This is a genomic window from Pseudooceanicola sp. HF7, assembly GCF_011806405.1.
GTDB lineage: Bacteria > Pseudomonadota > Alphaproteobacteria > Rhodobacterales > Rhodobacteraceae > Pseudooceanicola.
Map to the genome: position 1 here is coordinate 50,986 of NZ_JAATOW010000010.1, position 25,215 is coordinate 76,200.

Annotated in this window: 25 protein-coding genes; 14 read left to right on the forward strand and 11 right to left on the reverse strand. The window is 63.6% G+C overall.

Annotation, left to right across the window (positions count from 1 at the left end; all coding sequences use genetic code 11):
* Position 1 precedes the first annotated feature (1 nt).
* The 4 genes from HCZ97_RS07840 to HCZ97_RS07855 form a co-directional block, all read right to left on the reverse strand.
* The gene (locus HCZ97_RS07840) at positions 2–1,528 is read right to left on the reverse strand and encodes a monovalent cation/H+ antiporter subunit D (RefSeq protein WP_167688144.1); all 1,527 of its coding nucleotides are present in this window, start codon (positions 1,526–1,528) and stop codon (positions 2–4) included.
* Positions 1,525–1,887, reverse strand: coding sequence for a Na+/H+ antiporter subunit C (locus HCZ97_RS07845; RefSeq protein ID WP_167688145.1), 363 nt, complete (start codon positions 1,885–1,887; stop codon positions 1,525–1,527). Before HCZ97_RS07845 ends, HCZ97_RS07840 begins: the two co-directional genes overlap by 4 nt.
* A 1-nt stretch (position 1,888) precedes the next feature.
* Positions 1,889–4,750 (reverse strand): monovalent cation/H+ antiporter subunit A, encoded by a 2,862-nt coding sequence (locus HCZ97_RS07850; RefSeq protein ID WP_167688146.1) that lies wholly within the window; start codon positions 4,748–4,750, stop codon positions 1,889–1,891.
* Positions 4,751–5,010: 260 nt separating this feature from the next.
* The gene (locus HCZ97_RS07855; protein WP_167688147.1) at positions 5,011–6,036 is read right to left on the reverse strand and encodes an AraC family transcriptional regulator; all 1,026 of its coding nucleotides are present in this window, start codon (positions 6,034–6,036) and stop codon (positions 5,011–5,013) included.
* Positions 6,037–6,165: 129 nt separating this feature from the next.
* Between HCZ97_RS07855 and HCZ97_RS07860 the strand changes: the two genes are divergently transcribed.
* The 3 genes from HCZ97_RS07860 to HCZ97_RS07870 are packed head-to-tail and all read left to right on the forward strand — an operon-like array spanning position 6,166 to position 8,690.
* The gene (locus tag HCZ97_RS07860) at positions 6,166–6,939 is read left to right on the forward strand and encodes an SDR family oxidoreductase (protein ID WP_167688148.1); all 774 of its coding nucleotides are present in this window, start codon (positions 6,166–6,168) and stop codon (positions 6,937–6,939) included.
* Positions 6,940–6,969: 30 nt separating this feature from the next.
* Positions 6,970–8,199, forward strand: a complete 1,230-nt coding sequence (locus tag HCZ97_RS07865) for a styrene monooxygenase/indole monooxygenase family protein (protein ID WP_167688149.1) — start codon at positions 6,970–6,972, stop codon at positions 8,197–8,199.
* Positions 8,199–8,690, forward strand: coding sequence for a flavin reductase family protein (locus tag HCZ97_RS07870; RefSeq protein ID WP_167688150.1), 492 nt, complete (start codon positions 8,199–8,201; stop codon positions 8,688–8,690). Before HCZ97_RS07865 ends, HCZ97_RS07870 begins: the two co-directional genes overlap by 1 nt.
* Before the next feature lie 88 nt (positions 8,691–8,778).
* Here the strand turns inward: HCZ97_RS07870 and HCZ97_RS07875 are convergent, their stop codons facing one another.
* The gene (locus HCZ97_RS07875) at positions 8,779–10,014 is read right to left on the reverse strand and encodes an FAD-binding oxidoreductase (RefSeq protein ID WP_167688151.1); all 1,236 of its coding nucleotides are present in this window, start codon (positions 10,012–10,014) and stop codon (positions 8,779–8,781) included.
* A 513-nt stretch (positions 10,015–10,527) separates the two neighbouring features.
* On the opposite strand from HCZ97_RS07875, the gene HCZ97_RS07880 reads away from it, so the two are divergent.
* The 3 genes from HCZ97_RS07880 (at position 10,528) to HCZ97_RS07890 (ending at position 12,665) form a co-directional block, all read left to right on the forward strand.
* A complete protein-coding gene (locus HCZ97_RS07880) occupies positions 10,528–10,953 on the forward strand; it encodes a cupin domain-containing protein (protein ID WP_167688152.1) in 426 nt (141 codons plus the stop codon).
* A gap of 63 nt (positions 10,954–11,016) precedes the next feature.
* Positions 11,017–11,859 carry a fumarylacetoacetate hydrolase family protein gene (locus HCZ97_RS07885; RefSeq protein ID WP_167688153.1) on the forward strand — a complete coding sequence of 281 codons (843 nt, stop codon included), beginning with the start codon at positions 11,017–11,019 and terminating at the stop codon, positions 11,857–11,859.
* Positions 11,856–12,665 carry an SDR family NAD(P)-dependent oxidoreductase gene (locus HCZ97_RS07890; RefSeq protein WP_167688154.1) on the forward strand — a complete coding sequence of 270 codons (810 nt, stop codon included), beginning with the start codon at positions 11,856–11,858 and terminating at the stop codon, positions 12,663–12,665. The genes HCZ97_RS07885 and HCZ97_RS07890 overlap by 4 nt, the downstream gene beginning before the upstream one ends.
* A 54-nt stretch (positions 12,666–12,719) precedes the next feature.
* Here HCZ97_RS07890 and HCZ97_RS07895 read toward each other — a convergent pair whose 3' ends face one another.
* From HCZ97_RS07895 to HCZ97_RS07920, 6 genes are all read right to left on the reverse strand, one after another.
* Positions 12,720–13,190 carry a MarR family winged helix-turn-helix transcriptional regulator gene (locus tag HCZ97_RS07895; RefSeq protein WP_167688155.1) on the reverse strand — a complete coding sequence of 157 codons (471 nt, stop codon included), beginning with the start codon at positions 13,188–13,190 and terminating at the stop codon, positions 12,720–12,722.
* 130 nt (positions 13,191–13,320) lie between these two features.
* Complete coding sequence (locus tag HCZ97_RS07900) at positions 13,321–13,680, reverse strand: hotdog domain-containing protein (protein ID WP_167688156.1); 360 nt, start codon at positions 13,678–13,680, stop codon at positions 13,321–13,323.
* Positions 13,673–14,086: a RidA family protein gene (locus tag HCZ97_RS07905; protein WP_167688157.1), complete on the reverse strand. Its 414-nt coding sequence runs from the start codon at positions 14,084–14,086 to the stop codon at positions 13,673–13,675. Before HCZ97_RS07905 ends, HCZ97_RS07900 begins: the two co-directional genes overlap by 8 nt.
* Before the next feature lie 13 nt (positions 14,087–14,099).
* Complete coding sequence (locus HCZ97_RS07910; RefSeq protein WP_167688158.1) at positions 14,100–14,531, reverse strand: thioesterase family protein; 432 nt, start codon at positions 14,529–14,531, stop codon at positions 14,100–14,102.
* The gene (locus HCZ97_RS07915) at positions 14,528–15,271 is read right to left on the reverse strand and encodes an SDR family NAD(P)-dependent oxidoreductase (RefSeq protein WP_167688159.1); all 744 of its coding nucleotides are present in this window, start codon (positions 15,269–15,271) and stop codon (positions 14,528–14,530) included. The genes HCZ97_RS07910 and HCZ97_RS07915 overlap by 4 nt, the downstream gene beginning before the upstream one ends.
* Positions 15,268–17,553 carry a bifunctional salicylyl-CoA 5-hydroxylase/oxidoreductase gene (locus HCZ97_RS07920; protein ID WP_167688160.1) on the reverse strand — a complete coding sequence of 762 codons (2,286 nt, stop codon included), beginning with the start codon at positions 17,551–17,553 and terminating at the stop codon, positions 15,268–15,270. Before HCZ97_RS07920 ends, HCZ97_RS07915 begins: the two co-directional genes overlap by 4 nt.
* A gap of 294 nt (positions 17,554–17,847) precedes the next feature.
* Here HCZ97_RS07920 and HCZ97_RS07925 point away from each other — a divergent pair, with 294 nt between their 5' ends.
* From HCZ97_RS07925 to HCZ97_RS07960, 8 genes are all read left to right on the forward strand, one after another.
* A complete protein-coding gene (locus HCZ97_RS07925; RefSeq protein ID WP_167688161.1) occupies positions 17,848–18,276 on the forward strand; it encodes a thioesterase family protein in 429 nt (142 codons plus the stop codon).
* A gap of 335 nt (positions 18,277–18,611) precedes the next feature.
* Complete coding sequence (locus HCZ97_RS07930; protein ID WP_167688162.1) at positions 18,612–19,307, forward strand: GntR family transcriptional regulator; 696 nt, start codon at positions 18,612–18,614, stop codon at positions 19,305–19,307.
* 57 nt (positions 19,308–19,364) lie between these two features.
* Positions 19,365–20,354, forward strand: coding sequence for a TRAP transporter substrate-binding protein DctP (gene dctP / locus HCZ97_RS07935; RefSeq protein WP_167688163.1), 990 nt, complete (start codon positions 19,365–19,367; stop codon positions 20,352–20,354).
* 109 nt (positions 20,355–20,463) lie between these two features.
* A complete protein-coding gene (locus HCZ97_RS07940) occupies positions 20,464–20,976 on the forward strand; it encodes a TRAP transporter small permease (protein ID WP_167688164.1) in 513 nt (170 codons plus the stop codon).
* Positions 20,977–20,988: 12 nt separating this feature from the next.
* Entirely contained in the window at positions 20,989–22,302 is a 1,314-nt protein-coding gene (locus HCZ97_RS07945) for a TRAP transporter large permease subunit (protein WP_368484337.1), read from the forward strand.
* 50 nt (positions 22,303–22,352) lie between these two features.
* Entirely contained in the window at positions 22,353–22,859 is a 507-nt protein-coding gene (locus tag HCZ97_RS07950; RefSeq protein WP_167688165.1) for a V4R domain-containing protein, read from the forward strand.
* Positions 22,856–24,256, forward strand: coding sequence for an FAD-binding oxidoreductase (locus HCZ97_RS07955; protein ID WP_167688166.1), 1,401 nt, complete (start codon positions 22,856–22,858; stop codon positions 24,254–24,256). Before HCZ97_RS07950 ends, HCZ97_RS07955 begins: the two co-directional genes overlap by 4 nt.
* Positions 24,253–24,996 (forward strand): HpcH/HpaI aldolase/citrate lyase family protein, encoded by a 744-nt coding sequence (locus HCZ97_RS07960; protein WP_167688167.1) that lies wholly within the window; start codon positions 24,253–24,255, stop codon positions 24,994–24,996. The genes HCZ97_RS07955 and HCZ97_RS07960 overlap by 4 nt, the downstream gene beginning before the upstream one ends.
* The last annotated feature ends 219 nt before the right edge of the window (positions 24,997–25,215 follow it).

Genomic DNA, 25,215 nt, shown 5'->3' on the forward strand with positions numbered 1-25,215 from the left:
CTCAGCCTTCCTCTCCGGTGCCCAGGACCGCGCCGATGTAATCACTGCGTTCGAACAGCTGGACAGAGGTCGCTTCCAGGTAGTTGGTCGTCGGTCCTGCCAGCACGGCCAGCAGCCCCAGAAGAAGCAGCGCGGTCAACGCCGGCATGACCTCCATCGCGCGGGCGGCGGGCGGCGGGACGGTGCCTTCCGGCAGGTCGGGGACGGGCTCTGCGGTGGATTTCCAGAACAGCATGCTGCCGGCGCGGGCAAAGCCCACGATGGTCAGCAGGGAGCCGGTCAGCACCGCGACCCAGGCCCAGACGATAAGGTCCGGCTGGCGGATGGTGTCCAGGATCAGAAGCTTGCCAAGGAACCCGCTGAGCGGCGGCATCCCCGCTACGGCAATTGCCGCGCCGAAGAAGAGTGCCGAGAACAGGCCGTTCTGCACCGTGACCGGCATTGCTTGCAGGTTGTCCGTGCCGCGCCGGGTGATCACCAGATCGGCGACAAGGAACAGCGCCGCGGCGGCAAGGGTGGAATGTACCAGGTAGTAGAGCGCGGCGGTCGTGGCCTCGGGCGTGAAGACCGCCACGGCGACCATCAGCGTACCCATCGACCCGACGACAGAGAAACCCGCCAGCGGCATCAGGCGCCGAGCGCCCAACACGCCGATGCCACCCAGGGCGATGGTCACGATGGCCGCCGGGAACAGCCAGTCCCCGATCATGCCGTCCAGTGCCGGCATGTCCGGACCGAAGACCACCGTGTGGATGCGGATGATCGCGTAGGCGCCGACCTTGGTCATGATGGCAAAGAGCGCGGCAACCGGGGCGGGCGCATTCGCATAGCTGGCCGGCAGCCAGAATTGCAGCGGGAAGAGCGCGGCCTTGATGGCGAAGACCACCATCAGCAGCATGGCGGCAACTCGGACCAGGCCGGCTTCCTCGGGCGGGATCTCTGCCACGCGCACGGCCAGATCAGCGATGTTCAGTGTCCCGACAGAGGCATAGAGCGTCCCGAGTGCAAAGAGGAACAGGGTGGAGCCGGCAAGGTTCATGACCACGTATTGCAGCCCGGCTTGAAGCCGTTCCTTGCCGCCCGAATGGATCATGAGCCCGTAGGAGGCGATCAGCAGAACTTCGAAGAAGACGAAGAGGTTGAAGGCATCCCCGGTCAGGAAGGCTCCGCAGATGCCCATCAGCTGGAACTGGAACAGCGCGTGGAAATGCCGCCCCTTGTTGTCCCAGCCGGTGGCGACCGCGTGGATCACGACCAGCACGGCCAGCACCGCTGTCAGGAAGACCATCATCGCGGAAAGGCGGTCCAGCACCAGCACGATGCCGAAGGGCGCGGCCCAGTCGCCCAGGAAATAGACCTCTGTTTCTCCGCTGCTGGCAGAGATCAGAAGACCGGTTGCGATGCCGGCAAGCAGAAGCGTGCCGGCGACCGAGGCGATGCGCGCCAGGGTGATGTCGTGCCGCATGACATAGCCGATCAGCGGCGCCAGCAGGGCTGGCAGCAGGACAGGAGCGATGATCCAGTTCATTGTGCGTCGGGCTCCCCGCTCAGGGCGTCTTCGTCTTCATGGATGTCCAGCTTGTCGTTCCCGCGCTCCAGGTAGGCCCCAAGGGAGACCATCACCAGCACGGCCGTCATCCCGAAGGAAATCACGATGGCGGTCAGCACCAGCGCCTGCGGCAGCGGGTCGGTGTAGCCCGCGATCCCGTCACCATGCAGGATCGGCGGCTCATCCACGGTAAGCCCGCCGGAAGAGAAGATGAACAGGTTCACCGCGTAGGAGAGCAGGGCCAGGCCCAGGATCACGGCAAAGGCACGCAGGCGCAGGATCAGGTAGACCCCCCCGGCGGTCAGCGTGGCGATGGAGCTTGCAATGACGATCTCCATGTCAGCTCTCCTCCCTTGTCTGGCGGACCCTGTCGGATGGATCGTAATCCATCGGCTCGGTGTTGACGGTCTCTCCGGCGTGGCGGGCGATCCGCGACAGGCTGTAGAGCATCAGCATGACGGCCCCCAGCACGGTCAGGAAGACTCCCAGGTCGAAGGCCATGGCCGAGGCCAGCTCGAATTCCTCGATCGGATCCCAGTGGACGTAGCCGAATGTGCTGGTCAGGAACGGCAGCCCCCAGAGGAAGGCGGCACAGCCCGTCAGCCCGGCGATCACGACACCGAAGCCGATCATGGCATGGTATTCGATCCGCTGGCGTGCCTGGGTCCAGGCAAAGCCCGAGGCCATGTATTGCATCAGAAGCGCGATGGCGATGACCAGACCGGCCACGAAGCCGCCACCCGGTTCATTGTGCCCGCGCAGGAAGATGTAGACGCCCACCATGGTGGCGATGGGCAGCATGAGCCGCGTGCTCACAACCATCATCAGCGGGTGGCGATCGCGCGACAGGTCATCGGAAAAGTCCATGTTGCGCAGGCGCTTGCCCGCGGGACCGGACAGAAGCGCCTCCATCAGGGCAAAGATGATCAGCCCGGCGATACCCAGCACGATGATCTCCCCGTAGGTATCGTAGCCACGGAAGTCGACCAGGACAACGTTGACAACGTTGTGGCCGCCGCCGCCCTTGTAGGAATTGGCCAGGAAGTAATCAGAGATGGTGTCGATGTCGCGCCGCATGAAGGCATAGGACAGCAGACCGACGCCCGCACCGGCCCCGATGGCAATCACCCCGTCACGCACACGGCGGAACATGCCGCTTTCGATGGGCGTATCCTTGGGCATGTAGTGCAGCGCCAGCAGAAGCAGCATGATCGTCACCGTCTCGACCGAGATCTGGGTCAGCGCCAGGTCAGGTGCAGAGAGGTAGACGAAGGCGGCAGAGACCATCAGCCCGATGATCCCGATCACCACCAGGGCCCGGAAGCGCTGGCGATGCAGCAGCACGACCGAGAGCGTGCCGGCGATCAGCAGAAGCCAACCAACGGCTGCCATCGGCGGGATCGGCAGGTTCGGGCGATTCACCTGCGCCATGCCGCCCCCCTGCCAGGCCGCGAAGCCAAGCAGGACCGTCGCGAAGACGAAGATCGCCAGGTAGCGGGTCATCGCGCCGTTGTGCAGTCCTTCGGTGATGCGCCGGGCCAGGGCCGCGATGCTTTCGACGAGGCCGTCGAAGATCACCTTTGCCTCCGGGCGCGGCAGCGCGGCCCAGCCCCGGCTGAGCGGAGAGTAAAGCGCCAGCACGATCAGGCCGCCCACGACGGCGGTGAGGGACATGTAAAGCGCCGGCGTCAGCCCGTGCCAGATTGCCAGGTGGGTATGGATGCTTGCACCGGTGACGGCACTTGCAGCAACGTCCACGATGGGTTCGGCGACGAAGGGGAACAGCCCGATCACCATGACCAGCACCACCAGCAGCGCGGGCGAGGCCCACATGCCGAAGCCCGGATCATGGGGCTTGTGGGGGTAGTCGTCCCGCACCGGCCCGAAGAAGACATGTGCGATGAAGCGGAAGGAATAGGCCGCCGAGAGCAGGGCGCCCAGGGTGGCCGCGATCGGCACCAGGTACTGGTTGCCCGCCCAGACCGTATGCGCGGCTTCTTCCAGCATCAATTCCTTGGTCAGGAAGCCGTTTGTCAGCGGGATCCCGGCCATGGACAGCGCCGCCAGCGAGGCGATCACGAAGGTCACGGGCATCAGCGTGCGCAGCCCGCCAAGGCGGCGAATGTCGCGCGTGTGTGCCTCGTGGTCGATGATCCCCGCGCTCATGAAAAGCGCGGCCTTGAAGGTCAGGTGAACGATGATGTGGAACACCGCCGCCGTTGCCGCGGCCTCCGTGCCGAGGCCCAACAGGAAGGTCAGGAAGCCCAGGTGACTGACGGTGGAAAAGGCCAAAAGCGATTTCAGATCGTTGCGGAAAATGGCGATGCAGGCGGCCATGACCATGGTGAACAGGCCGACGGAGGCGACAATGTAGAACCAAGCCTCGGTTCCCGAAAGGACCGGCCACATGCGGGCCATCAGGAAGATCCCCGCCTTCACCATGGTGGCGGAGTGCAGGTAGGCCGAAACCGGCGTCGGCGCGGCCATGGCATGGGGCAGCCAGAAGTGGAACGGGAACTGCGCGGACTTGGTGAAAGCGCCCAGAAGGATCAGGATCAGCGCCGGCATGTACCAGTCAGAGGACCGGATCAGCTCACCTTGCTGCAGGATATCGGTCAGGTTGTAGCTGCCCACGATATTGCCAAGGATTAACATGCCACCGATCATCGCCAGCCCGCCTGCACCCGTCACGGCCAATGCCATGCGCGCGCCCTGACGACCTTCGGGAAGGTGCTTCCAATAGCCGATCAGCAGGAAGGAGGAGAGCGAGGTGAGCTCCCAGAAGATCAGCAAAAGCAGGATGTTATCCGACAGGACGATGCCCAGCATCGCACCCTGGAAGAGCAGCAGGTAGGTGTAGAACTGCCCCATCGGATCTTCGCCAGACAGGTAGAACCGCGCATAGAGGATGATCAGCAGCCCGACGCCCAGGATCATGCAGGCAAAGAGAAAGCCCAGCCCGTCCAGGAAGAAACTGGCCGAAAGGCCCAGTTGCGGCAGCCAGTCGATCTGCGTCTGCACCACCCCGCCCGAGAAAACGGTGGGAGCATGGACCAGCAGGATGGCCAGCGCCAGAGCGGGCGGCACTGCCGCGAATGTCGCGCAGGCATTTCGCCCCGCCCGGATCATCACGCCTGGGATGAGAGCGCCGATAAACGGCAGCAGCGCGATGATCAGCAGTAGGTTTCCCCCGTCGTTCATTGCCTCGCCTTTTTTGAGATCATTCTTTGGTTACCGTTGATACCAAGCGGGGGGTGGTGGGCAAGAGTACGCTGGTGCTTTTTTGCCCCCTTTTCGGTCAGGAAACCCTTGTTACGCGACTACCCCGCGGAATTGTGATCGCGCAGTGATGTCGGACAGGAATTCCGCATGTCGGAAGGCTTCTCGTATCCACCTCGCCGCTGTTCTTCGAGGGCCCACGGACAGCCCTTCGGAAAGGCCATGCGCCCCGCTTGCCCGGCCTATTGCCCCCGGGCCTGGCGCAGGGTCTCAACCGGGTTGCAGCCGTACTTGCGCCGGTAATCCGCCGTAAGCCGACCAAGGTGGCTGAAGCCCCAGCGGGTGGCAGCCTCGGTCACCGTGGTTTCAGGTGTCGGGTTGGACAGATCCGCCCATAACTTTTGCAGGCGGAAATCGCGCAGGCGCTCCATCGGGGACATGTTGCGGTGCGTACGGAAGGTGACCTGCAGTGTCCGGCTGGAGGTCCCGGCCGCCTGGGCGATATCGGCAAGGCTCAGGGGCTCGCCCAGGTTCGCCTCCATGAAACGTTCGGCCTGGCGGATGATGCGGGGGCTGGGACCCCTGCCCGTCTCGCCGTGTCGCGACAGGTTGGATGGCAGGGTTTCCAGCAGGCCCAGGATCAGCGTGCGCTCCAGTTCTCTCGACAGCAGGCTCGCATCGCCGATTACCACATGACCCATGTCGGCTTCGCGGCTGATGTGGAAGATGAGCTCCAGCAGATCGCGCCCCGTGCCTTGGCGCAGGTCGGTCGGCCCCCTGAAGCGCAGGGCGGACTCGCCTGGCAGTCCGAAATGCGCCCGGGCGAGGGACGTGATAAATGCCCGGTCCAGCTGCAGCATTATCTGCGCGCAGCCATCGCTCCAGATCATCGAGGTTTCCACATCCGGGTTGAGCACCGCCCCGCTCCCGCCGCCGATGACATAGTGATCCGCCCCGTTCGTTACGGAGGCAAAGCCGCGCAACGGTACCTGCAGCAGGTAAAAGGACTCCAGCGCCCCCGGCACGATCTGTGCCTTCGCGCCATAGGTCATGAAGTTAACCGAAAGCTGCGCGCCATCCAGCCGGTTGTGGGTCACGCGCATGGGATCCCGTCCGATACGCTCCAGCCGATGATCGCAATATACCCGGGAGACCCGGTCGCGTGCCTCGTCCAGCTCCCCAGTCACGAATAGCGGATGCGCGGACAGGGGCGTTGCCGCCTGGGCCGGGTTGGCCCTTTGGGGAAAGGGGTTCGCAAGCTGTGTCACAGATGAATGTTATTCCTGAAATACATTTCTGCGCAATCCGGATGATCGCTGCGGCAAGCGGATAGCGCGCGCTTCGAAGCGCCCTGCATGATTGCTGATCATGAAAAACAGCAACACAGGGCAAGGTAAATGCGTGGATTGACGGACAAGGTGGCCATCGTTCCGGGTGGCTCGACCAAGATCGGAGCGGCTGTCGTTGCGGCGTTCCGGTCCCATGGGGTGCGGGTTGTCGTCGCCGATATCGATGATTCCGGCAAGGCGCTGGAGGGGGATGGCGTCACCTTCATCAAGGCGGACCTGCGATTGGACGCAGACGTGCAGGCCATGGTTGCCACAGCGGTGGACACTTACGGGCGGCTCGATTTTCTGGTGAACGTGGCCGCGACCTACCTGGACAACGGCGCCGAAAGCACCCGCGCCGAATGGCTTGAGGCGCTGGACGTGAACCTTGTCGGTTCCGTCATGCTGATGCAGGCGGCGCGCAAGGAACTGGCCCGGACCAAGGGGGCGATCGTCAACTTCGGCTCCATCTCTGCCCGCGTCGCGCAGACTGGGCGCTGGCTTTACCCGGTCAGCAAGGCCGCGATCCTGCAGTTGACCCGCAACCAGGCCATGGACCTTGCGCCGGATGGGATCCGCGTCAACGCGGTATCGCCCGGCTGGACCTGGTCCAACATCATGGACGAGCTGAGCAAGGGCGACCGCGAGAAAACCGACAAGGTCGGCGCGGATTTCCACCTGTTCGCCCGTGTGGGCGATCCCGAGGAAGTCGCCAGTGCCATCATGTTCCTCTGCTCGGACGAGGCAAGCTTTGTCACCGGCACCGATCTTCGGGTGGACGGCGGCTACACCGCGATGGGTCCGGAACAGGCCGTTCCGGCCATCCCGCGGCTGATCGACTGAAACCAGAATAAAAGACAGGGAGACAAGACAATGAAAAAGATCACCATTATCGGCGGTGGCCAATCCGGCCTGCAACTGGCCATCGGCCTTCTGCAAAACGGCTACGAGGTCACCGTGATCCAGGACCGCACTGGTGAAGAGATCGCCGCCGGTCGCGTACTGTCATCGCAGTGCCAGTTTGATGCGGCGCTAAACACCGAGCGGCGTCTGGGGTTGTCCTTCTGGGAAGACAGCTGCCCGCCGGTCGAAGGGATCTCCTTCACCGTGCCGGCACCGGACGGGCCCGGCAAGGCCATTGGATGGGCCGCGCGCCTTGATGCCCGGGCCATGTCCGTGGATCAGCGCGTGAAGATGCCCCGCTGGCTGGCGGAGTTCGAGACCCTGGGCGGCAAGCTTGTCATTGCCTCCGCCGATATCGCGATGCTGGAGGCCGAGGCGCGCAAATCCGACCTTGTCATCGTAGCCTCGGGCAAGGGTGAGATCGGCAAGCTCTTCGAGCGCGACGCCGAAAAGAGCATGTTCGACGCGCCTCAGCGGGCGCTTGCCCTGACCTATGTCCACGGGATGACACCGCGTCCGGACTATTCTGCCGTGTCCTTCAACCTGATCCCCGGTGTTGGCGAATACTTCGTCTTCCCTGCGCTGACCACGACCGGCCCTTGCGAGATCATGGTCTTCGAAGGGCATCCCGGCGGCCCGATGGATTGCTGGAAGGACGCAAAGACCGCCGCAGACCACCTGGCCATGTCCAAGGACATCCTGAACACCTTCCTGCCCTGGGAGGCCGAGCGCTGCCGCAACATCGAGCTGACTGATGAGAACGGTCGCCTGGCGGGGCGCTTTGCGCCAACGGTGCGCAAGCCCATCGGCGTGCTCCCCTCGGGTGCGAAGGTGCTGGGGCTGGGCGATACCGTCTGCCTGAACGATCCGATTACGGGCCAGGGCGCGAACAACGCGGCGAAGGCGGCGGATATCTACCTGGATGCGATCTTGGCACAGGGCGACAAACCCTTCGATGCGACCTTCATGCAGGGCGCCTTTGATCGCTACTGGGCCTATGCGGAATGGGTCGTGCGCTGGACGAACATGATGCTTCTGCCGCCGCCGCCCTTCGTGCTGGACATCATGGGGGCGGCACAGGTTCTGCCCGGCCTTGCCCCGCGCATCGCCAATGGCTTCGACGATCCGCGCGACTTCTTCCCCTGGTTCGCGGAAGAGGCGGCGGCAAAGGCCTACATGTCAGAGCTGGAAGCCGCATGATGCCGGTCGATAGAGATGCGTTCCGCCAGGCGATGGGGCTGTTCCCCGGTGCCGTCACGCTGATCACCACGGGCCGAGGCGAAGGCCGCCGGGGGATCACCGCCACCGCCGTCTGCTCGGTCACGGACACGCCACCCACCCTGCTGGCCTGCGTGAACCGCAAGACGGGCACCTGCGCGGAAATCCTGAAAAGCGGTCACTTCTCCGTCCAGCTTTTGGGCGCCGACCAGACAGAGATCGCGCTGACCTTCGCCGGGGCAAAGGGCCAGGCGGGCGCGGAAAAGTTCGACTCCGCGCTTTGGTCCGAATGTTCGCTGGGCCTGCCAAGGGTCGATGGCGCGCTAGCCTCTCTCTCCTGTGTCGTGGAAAACACGATGCAGTCGGGCAGCCACCAGGTCTTCTTCGGTCGGATCGAAGGTATCCATGCCGGGGCGGGTGAAGCGCTGATCTATGCCCAGTCCCGCTTCCGCAGACTTGAAGCGGTGGCCTGACTCCCCGCCTGACAAGGAATGGGCGCTTTCGTCAGATCGAAAGCGCCCATTTCACATCAAGGAAAGGCGGCGAGCTTGCGTAGGGACTTCACGAAAGCTGCGCCCCGGGGCTGAGGGCCTCATGAAGTGGGCTTTCTTGACCCGCCATGGCATCTGCCAGAAGGGTTCCGGTGGTGGGGCCAAGCGTGAAGCCCTGATGACCGTGGCCGAAATTGGCCCAAAGGCCGGGCTGACCCGGCAGGGCGCCAACCATGGGCAGCATCCCCGGCAGGCAAGGGCGTGTGCCGTACCATTGCGGTTCTTCCAGCCGCGGGCCCAGTTCAATAAGTGCATCGACCGCCGCTTCGGCCCGGGAAATCTGGCGAGGCGCCGAAGGGGAATCCTGTGCCACGAGCGCCGCGCCGCTGGTCATGCGCAGCCCTGCGCGCATGTTCGACAGGACGACGCCGTTGGCAAGGTCAAGGAAAGGGCGCTTCGGGCGCAGGGGGGCGTCATAATGGGCGTGGTAGCCGCGCTTCAGGATCATCGGCACCCGCAGACCGAAGCGGCGCAGGTACGTGCCGGTCCAGGGACCAAGACACAAGACCACCTGCTGCGCCGTGACGGTCCCGTCCGGCTCATCGATGCTCCAGCCGTCCGTCCCGCGTTGAAGGGTTTCGGCATCGGCTGTCAGGATCTCTCCGCCGCGCTTCTGGAACAGCCGTGCATAGGCCTGGGTCAGGCCACCGGGGTCCGAGACGCTCCAACTGTCGGAGTAATGAATGACGCCCGCCGGGGTAAGGCGCAGGGAGGGCTCCTCTGCCCGCCAGACGGCCCCGTCCAGCAAGCGAGAGGTAACGCCATGATCGCTGCGCAACCGGTCCGCTTCCGCCGCCGCCGCATCAAGGGTGGCTTGGTCGCGGCAGAGGATGGCCAAGCCGTCCCGGCTGACCAATTTCTCTGATCCGGAGGCGGTGATCAGGGGCTGGTGGTCCTCCGTCGCGCGGCGGGTCAGCTGGCTGTAGCTGGCAGAGATCGCGCGATGTCGAGCCGGGGCAGACGCCCGGTAATAGCGCCAAAGGGCCGGCGCCATACGCCGCACACCATTGATCGAAAAGGTCAGGTCGTTGCTGAGCCCAAGCCCGAAACGCATCAGGGTCGCCAGATCACGCGGCATGGCATAGGGCTCTGCCGCTTCGACCTGGATGATGCCCGCATTGCCATGGCTGGTTTCCAGGCCCGGAGCGCGGCGGTCTGCCAGGATGACCTGGTGGCCGTGCGCCTGCAGCGCCAGCGCGGTAGAAACGCCAACCATGCCAGCGCCAAGAACAAGGACGTCGGACATCTGCCCGCCTTTCGGATGTTTCTCCAGGGACTTTGCCCGGTTGAAAGCGCACGGCTGTGCGGTCTTGGAGGCCAAGACGTCGCGCGCCGGAAGCGCCCTGCCCCGCTGACACTCACCCGGTATTCCATCCCGGTCAATAGAAGGTGCCGCCTTGCCAGTAGCCAGCAGCGTGCGCCTGGCGTTCTTTCAGAGACCGACGACTGAAAGACGGCAGGAATACTTCAAGCTGACGCAATCCGTGGTCCAATCACACCTACCGCAATCAGAGGTCTGCTCCCGGAATTTCATTCATGTTTGAAGATAATTCTCGCGTCTTGGATACACCATTTGCTCGGCTGACGTCCGGCCGTTGATCGTCAGATGCGTCGCGTATGCGGCCTGCCTGCGCCAAAATGTGCCATTGGATGTGCCGTCAGGCGCGATGATTTTACTTGAAGTATAAAATACTTTGTGGGAGGGTTGCTTGACCTTGCCAGGCAGGGCCACAGACCCTCAATTTCTCGGGAGGAAATCATGACCGATAAGGTTGTTCCAGTTGTCACCCGCGGCGCCGAGCTTGGCGACAACACGCTGCAATCCGGCGAATGCGTCCGGAAATCCGGCGTCAGCCCGCAACACACCCCCGCCACCAAGATCTGGTTCGGCCGTGTCAGCAATGAACCGGGCCACCGCTCGCCGCCTCACCACCATGAGGAATGCGAAACCGGCGGCTACGTGCTGAAAGGCCACGGCCGGATCTACTTCGGCGAAGACTACAAGGAATACATCGACATGTTCGAGGGCGACTTCGTCTTCGTGCCGCCCTACATGCCCCATGTCGAAGTCAACATGTCCACCACGGAAGAGCTGGTATGGCTGACCTGCCGCACTCCGGACAACCTTGTGACCAATCTGCCGGACGTTCCCGACGAAGCGCTTGAAGGCTACCGCCGCGCGTGAGTTGTATGACGTGAGCGGGTGGGGCCTGTGCCCCGCCCGTCTACGGCAAGAAAGGAAGACATCATGAAACTGCTTCGCTACGGCCCCGTGGGCGCTGAAAAGCCCGGGCTTCTGGATGCCGAAGGCAAGATGCGCGACATCTCGGCCATCGTTCCGGATATCGACGGTGCGGCGCTGACGCCCGAAGGGCTTGCGCGGATCGCTGCCGCTGATCTGGCCAGCCTGCCGCTGGTAGAAGGCGAGCCGCGTATCGGGTCCGCCATCGCGCGGCCGGGCAAGTTCCTCTGCGTGGGTCTGAACTATTCCGACCACGCCAAGGAAACCGGCAAGGAACCCCCCGCGGAACCGATCCTCTTCATGAAGGCTACCTCGGCGCTCTGCGGACCCAATGATGATGTCGAGATCCCCCGCGGCTCGGACCGCACCGACTGGGAAGTCGAGCTGGGCATCGTGATCGGCAGCCGTGCAAAGTATGTCTCTGAAGAAGAGGCGCTGGATTACGTGGCCGGCTATGCGCTGGTCAACGACGTTTCCGAACGCCGCTTCCAGTCCGAACGCGGCGGCCAGTGGGTCAAGGGCAAGAGCCACGACACCTTCGGCCCGGTCGGTCCCTGGATGGTCACCAAGGACGAGATCGCGGATGTGCAGGACATCGCCCTGTGGCTGGACGTGGACGGCGAACGCCGCCAGACCGGCAACACCAACACGATGATCTTCGGCGTGGCGCATCTTGTGCATTACATCTCCCAGTTCATGACGCTGGAACCGGGTGACATCATCGCCACGGGCACGCCTCCGGGTGTGGGCCTTGGGATGAAGCCGCCGACCTTCCTCTCCGAAGGCCAGGTCGTGACCCTGGGCGCTGCGGGACTTGGCGAACAACGCCAGGTCATGGTGCAGGCATGAGCGTCGACTTCCAAAAGGCCAAGGCTGCACTGACGGACCTGTCAGGCAAGACGGCCATCGTGACAGGCGGTGCCCGTGGCCAGGGCGCCGTGGAAACGGAGCTTCTGGCCACCGCCGGTGCCTCCGTGTTGATCTGCGATGTCCTGGAAGAAGAAGGGCAGGCCCTTGAGGCCCGCCTGACCGCCGATGGGTTGCAGGCCAAGTTCCTCAAGCTCGACGTGACCTCCGAAGCGGGTTGGGCCGAGGCCATGGACCTGGTCAAGGACTGGACCGGCCGGCTGGATATCCTGGTCAACAATGCCGGGATCATCAACCGCAAGATCATCCGGGACATGTCCGTGGATGAATGGCGCAAGGTGCTGGACGTGAACGCGACCGGCGCTTTCATCGGCACCAAGCTGGCTGCGCCCCTGATGGCGGAAACCGGCGGCGGGAGCATCATCAACATCTCCTCCAACAGCGGTTTCTCCGGTCACTACGATCCGGCCTATACCTCTTCGAAATGGGCATTGCGTGGTCTGACCCGGACGGCCGCGATGGAATTCGCCGAGGAAGGCATCCGGGTCAATGCGATCTGCCCCGGCCTGATCGTGACCGATCTGAACCGTGGTTCGGCGCACCTGGGCCCGATGATCGGCATGACGCCGATGCAGCGCGCCGGTGAAGCCGACGAGGTCGCCCAACTGGTGCTCTTCCTGGCTTCCGACGGCTCCGGCTTCATCACCGGTGAGGATTTCGTGGTCGACGGCGGGTTCACCGCCGGATCCGGATACCGCCGCGTGGCGAAGGAAACCGGCATCCTCTGAAAATGAAAAGGCCCCGACTTTCCGAAAGTCGGGGCCTCTTTGATTGCTTCGAGATTACTTGGCGGCTTTCTGGCGGACATCCAGCATGATGGAGATCCCCCGCGCCGCATCCGCTTCCGAGACATTGTGGAACATCTCGTCGATCCAGCGCAGATGCTCGACCGTCATTTCATCCATCAAGGTGCGCCCCTTGTCGGTGATGCGCACCAGGAAGGCGCGGCGATCCGTGGCCAGGTTCTGGCGCTCTGCAAGGCCTTCGGACACAAGGCGGTCGACGACGCCGGTCACATTGCCGTTGGAAACGACAAGGTGCTGTGACAGCTCGCTCATCTTCATGCCGGCGGGCTCTGCGTGCAGGGCAGCAAGGACATCGAAGCGCGGCAGCGTCGTGTCATAGCCAGAGCGCAGGCGTTCCCGCAGCGACCCTTCGACGAAACGCACGGCCTTAAGCATCTGCAACCAGAGGCGCAGGCGATGCCGCGCAAGGCTGTCATCGTCGATTTCGTGGATGCTTTCCTGATCCATGTGCCGCCCAGCCCCTTTGGGTCCCGTTATTTATTTCAAGTATCAACTTAAAATCGGGGAGGTAAAGCAAAAGCTGCCCGCAGGCAACCTAGGCAGGCATCACAACCATTGCGGGTGTGCTCAGGCTGCCTCAGTGAAGTTTTCTGGGCTTGCCCTCCGCATCGACAGCAACCAGAAGGACATCCGCCGTCAGGATCTCACGCAGGCTTTCCCCGTCACCACCCCATGCGGAAAGCGACAGGTTAAAGGAAGTGTTGCCCTTGCGCGTCAGCTCCGACCGGATGGCGAAGTCTTCACCGGCATGAAGCGCCGCCTTGAAGGTCAGCTCCCGGATTGACAGGATCAGCGCATCGCCGCCGGTTGCCTTGCGTCCGGCCAGGCCGGCAGCAAGGTCCAGTTGCGTCAGGATCCAGCCGCCGGTCACCGCACCGCGGGGCGTGACGGCATCGAAAGGCGCCATGGTGACCAGGACGGGTGCCGCGTCATTCATGGGGAACGACCGCGGTTGCTTCGATCTCGACCTTGGCTTCGTCTTCCATCAGCGCAACGACCTGCACCACGGCCATGGCGGGGAAGTGGCGGCCGATCACGTCGCGGTAGGCCGCGCCGAAGGCCCGCAGGTTGTCCAGGTATTCCTGCTTGTCCGTGATGTACCAGGTCAGGCGCACCAGGTGTTCGGGGCGCGCCCCGGCTTCAGCCAGAACGGCCACGATGTTCTCAAGAGTCTGGCGGAACTGGCCCACCATGTCCTCGTGCTCCCAGGTCTGATCGGCGTTCCAGCCAACCAGTCCGCCGGTAAGGACAATGCGTCCTTCGGCCATCATGCCGTTGGCGTAGCCCTTGGCCGGAACCCATCCATCAGGTTGAAGGAACATGTGCGGGGTGAGAGCGGTCATGCGTTGGTCTTTCTCATGATTGATCGGCAGAGCTGAGGTAGCGGGTCATTGCGACACGCATCTCATCCGGCCAACGGGTGGCCTTGCTCGCGCCGAGGCTGGCATAGATTACGGTGGCTTCACCGGTGAAGCGCAGTTCGCCCGCGCATTCGCAGCGCAGTTGGAAAGTGGCGGAGGCACCGCCGATGGCAGACAGGTGCAGGCTCAGGTCAAGCCAGTCTTCAAGCCGGGACGGCGCATGGAAACGGACCTGGATGTCGCCCATTGGCGTGCCCATTGCACCCTCCAGACGACCCATCTGGGCCCAGCCCGTGCCGATCGCATCGGCGAAGAAGCGCTCCATCAGCGCCGAGATCATCTCGAAATAGCGCGGATAGAAGACGATCCCGGCCGGATCGCAGTGATTGAACTCCACCTGACGGCGGATCGTGAAAGTCTGGGTCAAGTCTCACCCCCGGAAACCGAAATGCACTGGCCGGTTACCATGTCCGAGCCATCGCCACAAAGCCACAGAACGGCGCGGGCGACATCTTCGGGCGGCACCAGGCGGTGCATGGGGTTCGTCGCTTCCAGGGTCGCGCGGGCCTCTTCGGGGCTGCGGCCCGTCTTGGCGACGATGTTGGCGATCGAACGCTCGGTCATCTCCGTATCAAGGAACCCAGGGCAGACCGCGTTGACGGTCACGCCCTTGCGGGCCTGCTCCAGCGCCACGGATTTCACCATGCCGACAACGCCATGCTTGGCGGCCGCATAGGGCGCGACATAGGGATAGCCTTTCAGCCCTGCAGTCGAGGCGATGGCGATGAGCCGGCCCCAGGGCTTGCCAGACATGGCCTTCAGCCCTTCACGCAGGGTCAGGAAAGTGCCGGTCAGGTTGACGGACATCATGCGTTCGAAGGCAGCAAGCTCCGTCTTGACAAAGGGCCCGCTTTCCGAGGCGCCTGCGTTGGCCACGACGATATCCGGCGCGGCCTCCGCGATTGCCCGGGCCACGGCAGCTTCATCGGTGATGTCGCAAATCGTGGTCGTGATACCCGGCTGAGCGGAGGCCACCGCTTCAAGTGGCTCGGCCCGGCGGCCGCAGATCGTGACCTGCGCGCCCTCACGGGCGAGCAGGGTAGCGATGACGGCCCCGACACCGGAGCCCCCTCCGGTCACGAATGCGCTGCGACCTTCCAGTGTCATTGGGCCATGGCCTTTTCGCGTTCTGCCAGGGTGTTCGCCTGACGGCGGCCCCCTTCGTAGGGCGCGGGCCAAGCCTGCGAGGTATCGCCCAGGTCAACCGCGGCGTGCAGGGTCCAGTAGGGATCGGCCAGGTGCGGACGCGCCAGCAGGACAAGATCTGCACGACCCGCCATGAGGATCGAGTTCACGTGGTCGGCTTCATAGACGTTGCCTGCGACGAGGGTCGGCAGATCGATCTCGTTCCGGACGCGATCCGCGAAGGGCACCTGGAACATGCGGCCGTAGATCGGCTTCTCCGCCTTGTCGGTCTGCCCCGAAGACACGTTGATCGCGTCAGCGCCGGCTTCCTTGAACATGGCCGAGATCTGCACGGCTTCATCCGGGGTGACCGCATCGTCACCCATCCAGTCGTGGGCAGAGATACGAACGGTCATCGGCTTGTCTTCCGGCCATTCGGCGCGCATGGCGGCGAAGATTTCCAGCGGGAAGCGCATCCGGTTTTCCAGGCTGCCACCGTATTCGTCGGACCGCTTGTTGGTCACCGGAGAGATGAAGGAGGCCAGCAGGTAGCCGTGGGCCGCGTGCATCTCGATCATGTCGAAACCGGCGGTCTTGGCGGCGCGGACGCTTTCGATGAACTGGTCCTTGACCATGTCCATGTCGGCGCGGTCCATTTCCTTGGGAACCACGTTGCCTTCCATCAGCGGGATGGCGGACGCGGAAAGAAGGTCCCAGTTCTCGCCTTCCGGCAGGGCCTGGTCGATGCCGTCCCACGCCAGGCGGGTCGACCCCTTGCGGCCTGCGTGGCCGATCTGGGCGCAAATCTTGGCCGGGGTCTCTTCGTGCACGAAGTCCACCAGGCGGGTCCAGGCCGGCACCTGCGCTTCACCGATGCAGGGGCAGCCGGGGGTGATACGCCCTTCCATGCTGACACAGAGCATTTCCGTGAAGACCAGGCCGGCACCGCCCTTGGCGCGTTCCGCGTAATGGACGAAGTGCCAGTCGGTGGGCATGCCATCCTTCGCCTTGTACTGGGCCATGGGGGAGACCACGACACGGTTCACCAGGCTCATGTCACGCAGCTTGAAGGGGGCGAACATCGGGCGGCGGTCGGAGTTGCTGCCGGCTTGGGACTGGAACCATGCTTCGGCAGAGGCCAGCCACTCCGGATCCCGCAAGCGCAGGTTCTCGTGGCTGATCCGCTGGGACCGCGTCAGCAGCGCGTAGTTGAACTGCATCATGTCCAGGTCAAGGTAGCGCTCGACTTCCTCGAACCACTGGGTGGAGTTCCGCGCGGCAGAGGTCACGCGAAGCACCTGCAGCTTGCGCTCGTCCTGGTAGGTTTGCAGCGCCTCGTCCAGCGGCTTGCCGGAGTTCAGCTCATCCGCCAGCGCGATGGCGCTTTCCATGCCCAGCTTGGTGCCCGACCCGATCGAGAAGTGTGCGGTCGCCGAGGCATCGCCCAGCAGCACGACGTTCTCGAAGTACCAGTTTTCACAGGTCACGCGGGGGAACTGGATCCAGGCAGAACCGCGAATGTGGTTGGCATTGGTCATCAAGGCGTGGCCGCCCAGGTGCTTGGCGAAGATCTTTTCGCACAGCGCGATGCTTTCCTGCTGGTTCAGCTTGTCGAAGCCGAACGCCTGGTAGACCTCGGGGCCGCATTCCACGATGAAGGTCGCGGTGTCATCATCAAACTGGTAGGCATGTGCCCAGATCCAGCCATGTTCCGTCTTTTCGAAGATGAAGGTAAAGGCATCGTCGAACTTCTGGTGCGTGCCCAGCCAGACGAAGTGGTTCTTGCGCATGTCGATCTCGGGCTGGAACTCTGCCTCGTAGATCTGGCGGGTGCGGGAATTCAGACCGTCAGAGGCGACAACCAGGTCGTACTCTGCCTTGAGCTGGGTCAGGCCCTCTTCCGTGATGTCGTGTTCGAAGACAAGGTTCACGCCTACCTCGCGCGCGCGCTCCTGGAGCAGCAGAAGCATCTGCTTGCGCCCGATGCCGCAGAAGCCGTGGCCGCCAGAGGTCATGGCCTCTTCGCCGCGGACGACCTTGACGTCATCCCAGTAGGCGAAATGGTCACGGATCATCTTCTCGCTGACCGGATCGTTGCCTTCGAAATTCGACATTGTCTCATCCGAAAGGACCACCCCCCAGCCGAAGGTGTCGTCGGCGCGGTTGCGCTCGTAAACGGTAATGTCGTGCGCGGCGTCGCGCAACTTCATCGAAATTGCGAAGTAGAGCCCGGAGGGGCCTCCGCCCAGTACAGCGATCTTCATGACTCAGTTTCCCTGCTTGGTTCTGCTTCAGAGTATCGAATCCGGAAAGTACTTCAAGACTAAAATACTTTTCGCCGGAGAATTCCGCCGGACCGCCCCATGGCGGTATGTAAAATTTGTTCAGCGATTTCAGGCGTCTGCCAGGTTCTTTCGAGAGTTCTTGACCGGAGCGGCACAGCGCTTATTCTTTAGACACAAAATATTAAGCCGGGCCTTTTCCGACTCGCATCACCTTCAATGGTGCTCGAAAGGGGAGGGGCGGCAACCCTTTCAACGGAATCAGGAGGGCCCGAGATGCCGTTCACCATGTCCAAACCCATGCGCTTCGGCGATTGCGACCTGACCGGGATCGCCTATCACCCGGCCTACCTTTCCATGCTCGTGGACGTGAACGAGGCGATGTTCGCCTCTTTCGGGGTCACCTGGAAAGAGCTCATGTTCGAACGCAAGCTGGGCCTTCCCAGCGTCAAGATGAACATCGAGTTCCGCAAGCCCGCGGTCTACGGCGACGTGCTGGACTTTAACGTCCACGTCCGCAAGATCGGCAAATCGTCCCTGGATCTCTACACGGTTGTCAAGGTTGGTGAGGACGTCATCTGGACGATCGAGCAGCTGATCGTCATGACATCCACCGAGGATCACAAGTCCCATCCCTGGCCGGACGATTGCCGCGAGGGCCTGCAACAGTACCTGCACCCCGAGCTGCTGGCAGACAAAGCCTGACCCCCAGACTTCCTTCCCGCCCCGGCACACAGATGTGCCGGGGCGATTTGCTTCCAGGGTCTGGCGACCTGACGTGAAGCGGTAGCGCCGCCGCAGCGCACCCCCTCTATTTCGACATCGACACCCCTTTTGCGGCAAGGATTCGCCTCTGGCCCATGGCCTGTATGCGCTTGCATTAGTCGAACCCTAAAATTTGCATCCTCAAAGCATCAAAATATTGGCGCGTCCCGGAACCTTAGCCGGAAAAAGCAAAGAACTTGGCTTTCGAGCAAAAAAACCTCTTGCGTGATTTAGTTTAAGCTTAAAAGTATACAGAGGAAGTAGGAGCCCGTTCGATGCATACCGTGCCGTACGAAAAGTCACTGCCGCTGGCCCAGAAGGTCTATGATGGCCTCCTGCAGGATATCGTGCAGAACCGTCGTGGCGCGGGGGATCGGCTTGTCGAGGCAGAGATCGCGCGCGAGCTGGACGTGTCCCGCACGCCCGTGCGGGAAGCGCTCAACCGGCTTCTGAACGATGGGCTGATCGACAGCGCGACCTCCTCCACCGGCTACGTGGTCATCCGCCCCTCGATCGAGGATATCCGTGAGATCTTCGAAGTACGCCGCGCGCTGGAGCCGGTCGGCTTCGCAGCTGTCGTAACGCAGGCGGGCCCCGCGGATGACATCGTGATGCGGGCCCTGCGATCGGGCGTGCGCGAAGCGGAAACCGCCCCGGCCTCCATGCGGGCCAATGGCCGCTTCCGGGATTTCTGGCTGACGCGCATCCCCAACCAGCGCATGCGCAAGACGCTGATGCGGTTTCACCTTCAGGTCCAGGTCGTACGCGTCGCAACGCTGCAAACCCAGAAGGGTCGGCAGGCGGCGGCAGACGGTGCGAACCAGCTGACAGAGGCCTTCCTTAGCCGCGATGCCGCCAACGCCCATGCGGCCATGACGGAATTCGTGGATACCGCCCTGACCTATTACGAACAGGCGGACGCCGATGGTGTCCTGCTGCCTCCCCCGCTTTCACGAAGCGCCGGGCAATAATCCCATGCCACGAAAGAGCCGGCTAACGGACGTGGCACGATCAACAGTGAGGAAAACATGAAAAAATCTCTTCTCAGCAATGCCCTTGCGGCTGCCATCCTTGGGCTGTCGGCGATGTCCGCCCAGGCCGAAGACCTGATCCGCGCGATCACCTTCACCCCCGCGCAGGTGTCCTTCTCGCGCAACTTCCAGGGCTTCGTTGACCTGGTGAACGAACGTGGCGAAGGCGTGGTGCAGATCCAGGTCATCGGCGGCCCGGAAACCATCCCGCAGCCGAAGATGGGCGAAGCCCAGATGAACGGCATCGCGGACATGTTCCTGCTGCCCGCCGGCCTTTACCTGAACATCGTTCCCGAAGGCGAAGCCTTTGCCGGCTCCAATCTTGACCCGATGGCCCTGCGCGCAGCCGGTGGCCTGGAGCTGGTCAACGAGGCCTTCCACGAAAAGGGCAACGCCCATGTTCTGGCCCATGTCGACGGCGGCGCCGGTTTCCACCTCTGGACCACCAAGAAGCCGAGCGTTGGCGAAGACGGACAGCTGGACCTGAGCGGCATCCGCCTGCGGTCCTCTCCGCTCTACCGCGCCTTCCTTGAAGAGCTGGGCGCGACCATCGTCGTTCAGCCCGCCGGTGAGGTCTATACCTCGCTCGAGCGTGGCGTTGTCGACGGCACCGGCTACCCGGTCACCGGCCTGCGCGACTACGGTTGGGACAAATTCCTGAAGTACCGCATCGATCCCGGCTTCTTCCAGACCGATGTTCTGATCTCCATGAACCTGGATTCCTGGGAAGGCCTGTCGCCCGAAGCCAAGGAAATCGTCCAGCAAGCCGCCATCGACCATGAGAAATCTTCCTACGAGGCCAACGTGGCCCTCAACGTGGAAGAAAGCGAAGCCATGGCCGCCAACGGCATCGAAACGATCGAGCTGACCGGCGCACAGCGTGAACTGTTCCTCACGACCGCCTACGACATCGCGTGGGAACGCCTGAAAAGCCGTGACGCCACCCATCATGACGAGCTGAAAGAAGTCTTCTTCGAAGATTTCTAAGGCCCTTGGGGCCGGGTGGTATTGCGCCGCCCGGCCCGCTCCCGATCACACGCCGGTCCTTCGCTCCGCACCCGCCGGGGCCGATGCCGCTTGAACCAAAGGTCCCGTCATGTCCGCTTCCCTGCGCATTCTCGATGCGATCTCGCTATTCCTCTTCCGCCTTGCCTGCCTGCTGGTGCTCGGCATCGTGCTGGTCGTCACCTATGACGTGGCCTCACGGAACCTCGGACTGCCCACTGCCGTCTGGGCGGTGAACTCCGTCGAATACGCGATGCTCTACATTACCTTCCTCTGCCTGCCCCACCTCGTGCTGACCCGCGGCCACGTCTGCGTTGAAATCGTGCTGACCTACCTGCCCGCGAAGCTGCGCAAGCTCTGGGAAGCCGGGCTTCAGATCCTGTCCGCTGCCATCTGCCTTTACCTGGCCTGGCACACGGCCGGCGCCTTCCTGGAGACGCTGACCGACGGCTCATATGAAGTGCGCGCCTTCGACATGCCGAACTGGGCCATCTACCTGAGCATGCCTGTCGGCTTCTTCTTCGGCGGCCTTCAATTCCTGGCCTTCTTCCCCCGCGGCCAGAGCTTCTTCGGCGCTCCGCCCGAAGCCCACGCCGGCGTGTAAGGAGAGACTGACATGATGGACTGGACACTCTCTATCGCGATCCTGATCGGCGGCCTGCTGCTGTCCATGGGGATCGGCCTGCCCGTTGCACTGGGCTTCTTCGTGATCAATATCATCGGCGTTTTCCTGTTCATGGGCGGCGCACGCGGTATCGACCAGATGATCGCCAATGCGACCGTGGCGGTTTCGACCTATTCGCTGGCCCCCGTGCCGCTGTTCCTGGTGATGGGCGCGCTCTTCTTCCATTCGGGCCTGGCGCGCCGGGTGCTGGACGCGATCGACGTGCTGATCGGCCGCCTGCCCGCCCGCCTGTCCTACCTCACGGTGACATCGGGCACGGTCTTCGCGGCGCTCTCGGGGTCCTCCCTGGCCAATACCGGGATGCTCGGCACGCTCATGGTCCCGGAGATGATGAAACGGGGCTACAAGAAACACATGGCAATCGGCCCCATATTGGGCTCCGGCGGCCTGGCCGTGATCATTCCGCCCTCCACGCTGGCGGTGCTCTTCGGCTCTCTTGCGCGGATCGACATCGGCGGCCTGCTTGTTGCGGGTCTTCTGCCGGGGCTGGTGCTCGCGATCCTCTACGCGATCCTGATCTTCGTTCAGGCCAAGTGGGATCCCGAGGCCGCCCCAAGCTACGAATACGTGCCCAAGCCCCTTGGCGAACGGCTCTATATCTTCGCCCGGGACATCCTGCCCATGGCGATGATCATCTTTGCCGTCGTCGGCTCCATCCTGACCGGTATCGCAACGCCCACTGAAAGCGGCGCCCTTGGTATCGTCGCGGTGGCGCTTCTGGCGCTGTTCTTCAAGGCGCTGGACGTCAAGGCGATCACCACGGCCATCTCCGATGCGGCGCGCGTGACCGGCATGACCTTCCTGCTGATCACCGCCTCTTCCACCTTTGCGCAGCTTCTGGCCTTCTCCGGTGCCTCCTCCGGCATGGTTCGCTGGGCCACCTCGATGGACCTGGGACCGACGCAGACGCTGCTGATCATGGCGCTGATCCTTCTGGTGCTGGGCATGTTCATGGACCAGGTCTCCATGATGCTGATCACGCTGCCGATCTTCGTGCCGCTGGCCATGAGCCTGCAGTTCGACATGATCTGGTGGGGCCTCATCATGCTCCTGATGCTGGAGGTCAGCTTCACCACGCCGCCCTTCGGCCTGCTGCTCTTCGTGATGTACGGGGTGAGCCCCCCGGGCACGACACTGCCCGACGTCGCGAAAGCCGCATTGCCTTATATCGCCTGCGTGTTCCTGCTGATCGCGATGGTCATCCTCTACCCGCCACTCGCCACCTTCATCCCGTCGCTCATGTAGCGACGGGCCCGAGACAGAGATGACGAGACAGAGAAAACAAGGAGGGAACCATGAGTTTCCGTGACAGGGTCGCCTTCGATGCAGAGGCCGGAACCTATTTCGACGGCGCCATGCGCTACATCTACATCAAGCCAGAGGCGCTGATGGGCATTGCCCTGGCCATGCCCGAAGATCAGCGTGGCGCCGTGCTTGAGGCGATGGCAGAGAGCGTCTTCATCAACGGCGGCAAGTCCGCCAAGACCTACCAGGAAAGCGGCGCCGCCGACGGAGAGGCCCTGCTGGCCGTCATTCGCGAAACGGCCCCGCAACTGGGCTGGGGCAGCTGGAGCACGGTGGTGGACGGCGATGAGCTGACCGTCACCGTCAAGGGCTCGCCCTTCGCGATGGGATACGGTGCGGCGGACCACCCGGTCTGCGCGCCGATCCTGGGCATGTTGCGCGCGGTGTCCCCCGTCGTCCTTGGCGGACCGACAGAGGTCCGGGAAACCGCCTGCGCCGCCGTGGGCGCAGAGGCCTGCACCTTCACCGCCCGCCGCCTGACCGAGGCCCCGGAATGAGCGATTTCATCACCAGCCTGACAGATCGTTTCGGCCCCGAGGCCATCACCACCGGAGAGGCCATCCCCCCAAGATACCGCCAGGACTGGGCCGGCCTTGCGCCGGTCCTGCCCCTTGGCCTTGCCCGCCCGCGCGACACGGCAGAGGTCTCCGGCATCCTGGCGGCCTGTCATGCCGCCGGCGTGCCGGTCGTGCCCCAGGGCGGGCTGACCGGGATTTCTGGCGCGGCGCATCCCGAAGCGGCCGGGCTGGTGCTCAGCCTGGAACGGCTGAACGTGATCGAAGGCATTGACGCCGACAGCGGCACGCTTACCGCCGGGGCCGGCGTCATCCTGGAAACCGCGCAAGAGGCCGCCCGCGACGCCGGCCTGATGCTGGGCATCGACATCGGCGCGCGCGGCTCCTGCCAGTTGGGCGGGGTGCTGGCCACCAACGCCGGCGGCAATACCGTCATCCGCTACGGCATGGCCCGCGATCACGTCCTTGGGCTAGAGGTCGTCCTGGCCGATGGCACAGTGATCGACGGCATGAACACCATGCTGAAGAACAACGCAGGCCTTGACCTCAAGCAGCTCTTCATAGGCTCGGAGGGGCTGTTGGGCGTGATCACGCGTTGCGTCCTGCGCCTGCATCCCCTGCCCCCGGCGCGCGCCACCGCCTTCCTTGGCTGTGCCGACACGGCAGCGACCATCGCGCTGCTGCGCGCCGCCCGTGCCGCCCTGGGGCCGATGCTCTCCAGCTTCGAGGTGATGTGGCCCAGCTTCTTCCACTACATGTCCAAGGCCACCGGCTTGGGGTCTCCGCTTGCGGGCGAACACGGCACCTATGTCATCATCGAGGCAACGGGCTTCGATGCGACCTTCACGCGCGAAACCCTGGAAACCTTCTTCGAAAAGGCGTTCGAGGATGAGCTGGTCGAGGATGGCGTCCTTGCCAGCTCCGTCAAGGAAGAGCGCGCGCTCTGGGCGGTGCGTGAAAGCCCGGCGGAATACGAAACGGTGCTGGGTCCGGTGATCCCCTTCGACGTGGGCATTCCCATCCCGCGGATGGAAGAGGCCGTCACCGCCATCGAAGCCGGCATTGCAGAGCTTTTCCCAACCGCGCGGGCCCTGTCCTACGGCCATATCGGCGATTCCAACCTTCACGTGGTGGTCAATGTCCCCGAAGCCGGGCGCGATCAGCCTCATGGTCCGGTCAAGGCGAAGATTTACGAGATCGTGCGCGCCCTGGGCGGCACGGTCTCTGCGGAACATGGGATCGGCATGATCAAGCGGGACTACCTGCCCTACTGCCGTAGCCCGCAGGAAATCGCCATGATGCGCCAGATCAAGGCCCTGCTCGATCCGAAGGGGATCCTGAACCCCGGCAAGAGCTTCGATGAAGAGGCCGGCGCATGACAAGCCTGAGGCAGGCGATTGCGGACCGCCGGCCGCAGCGCGGCCCCTTCGTTGCCATTCCCTCGCCCATGGCGGTGGAGATCATGGCCGGGGCCGGGCCGGACTTCCTCTGCATCGACACGGAGCACAGCCCGATTTCCGATGCGCTGCTGACCGACATGCTGCGCGCCGGAGAGCTTTGCGGCCTGCCGATGCTGGTCCGTGTCCGCAGCGCCCTACCTCAGAACATCGCCGCCGCGCTGGACGCGGGCGCGACCGGCGTTCTCGTGCCCCATGTCTCCTCCGTCGAGGCGGCAGAGGCCGTGGTCAAGGCGGCCCGCTTCCCGCCTGAGGGGACACGCGGGGCCGGCCCCGCAAGGGCCGCGAAATACATGCGCAACATCGCCGGCTATCTGGAAACGGCACGGCGCGAGAGCGTCCTCATGATCCAGATCGAGACGGTCAAGGCCGTGACCGATGTGGCCGCCATCCTTGCCGTGCCGGGCATCGACCTGGCGCTCATCGGGCCGGGTGATCTGGCCGTCGATCTTGCCGCGCAAGAGCATGACGAACGCACGCTTGAAACGCTGATCGACCAGGTGATCGCCGCCGGCGGACAGGCCGGCGTGCCCATCGGCATCTTCTCTGCGGACCGGGAAGCCAGCCGGCGCTGGCTGGAACGGCTGTCCTTCGTGATCGAAGGCTCGGACGCCCTGCTGTTGACCCAGGCCTCTGACGCGGCCTGCGCGCCGCTCGACTGATCGGCTGGTTGAGCAAGACAGCGCCCTGCCGCCTGCTTCCCCGGCGGTGGGGACGATTCGAGCACCGATTGGGCAAAGGGCCTACCGGTCTCGGATATCGATGCGCGAACACGGGGATGGCTTCAGCCGCCCGCGAAGGCCCGCGCCCAAGTGCGCGGCCTGATTGAATTTTCCGGCAACTCAAGTGTGTTTCGTGGCCGTCCTTGGATAATGCGGCTT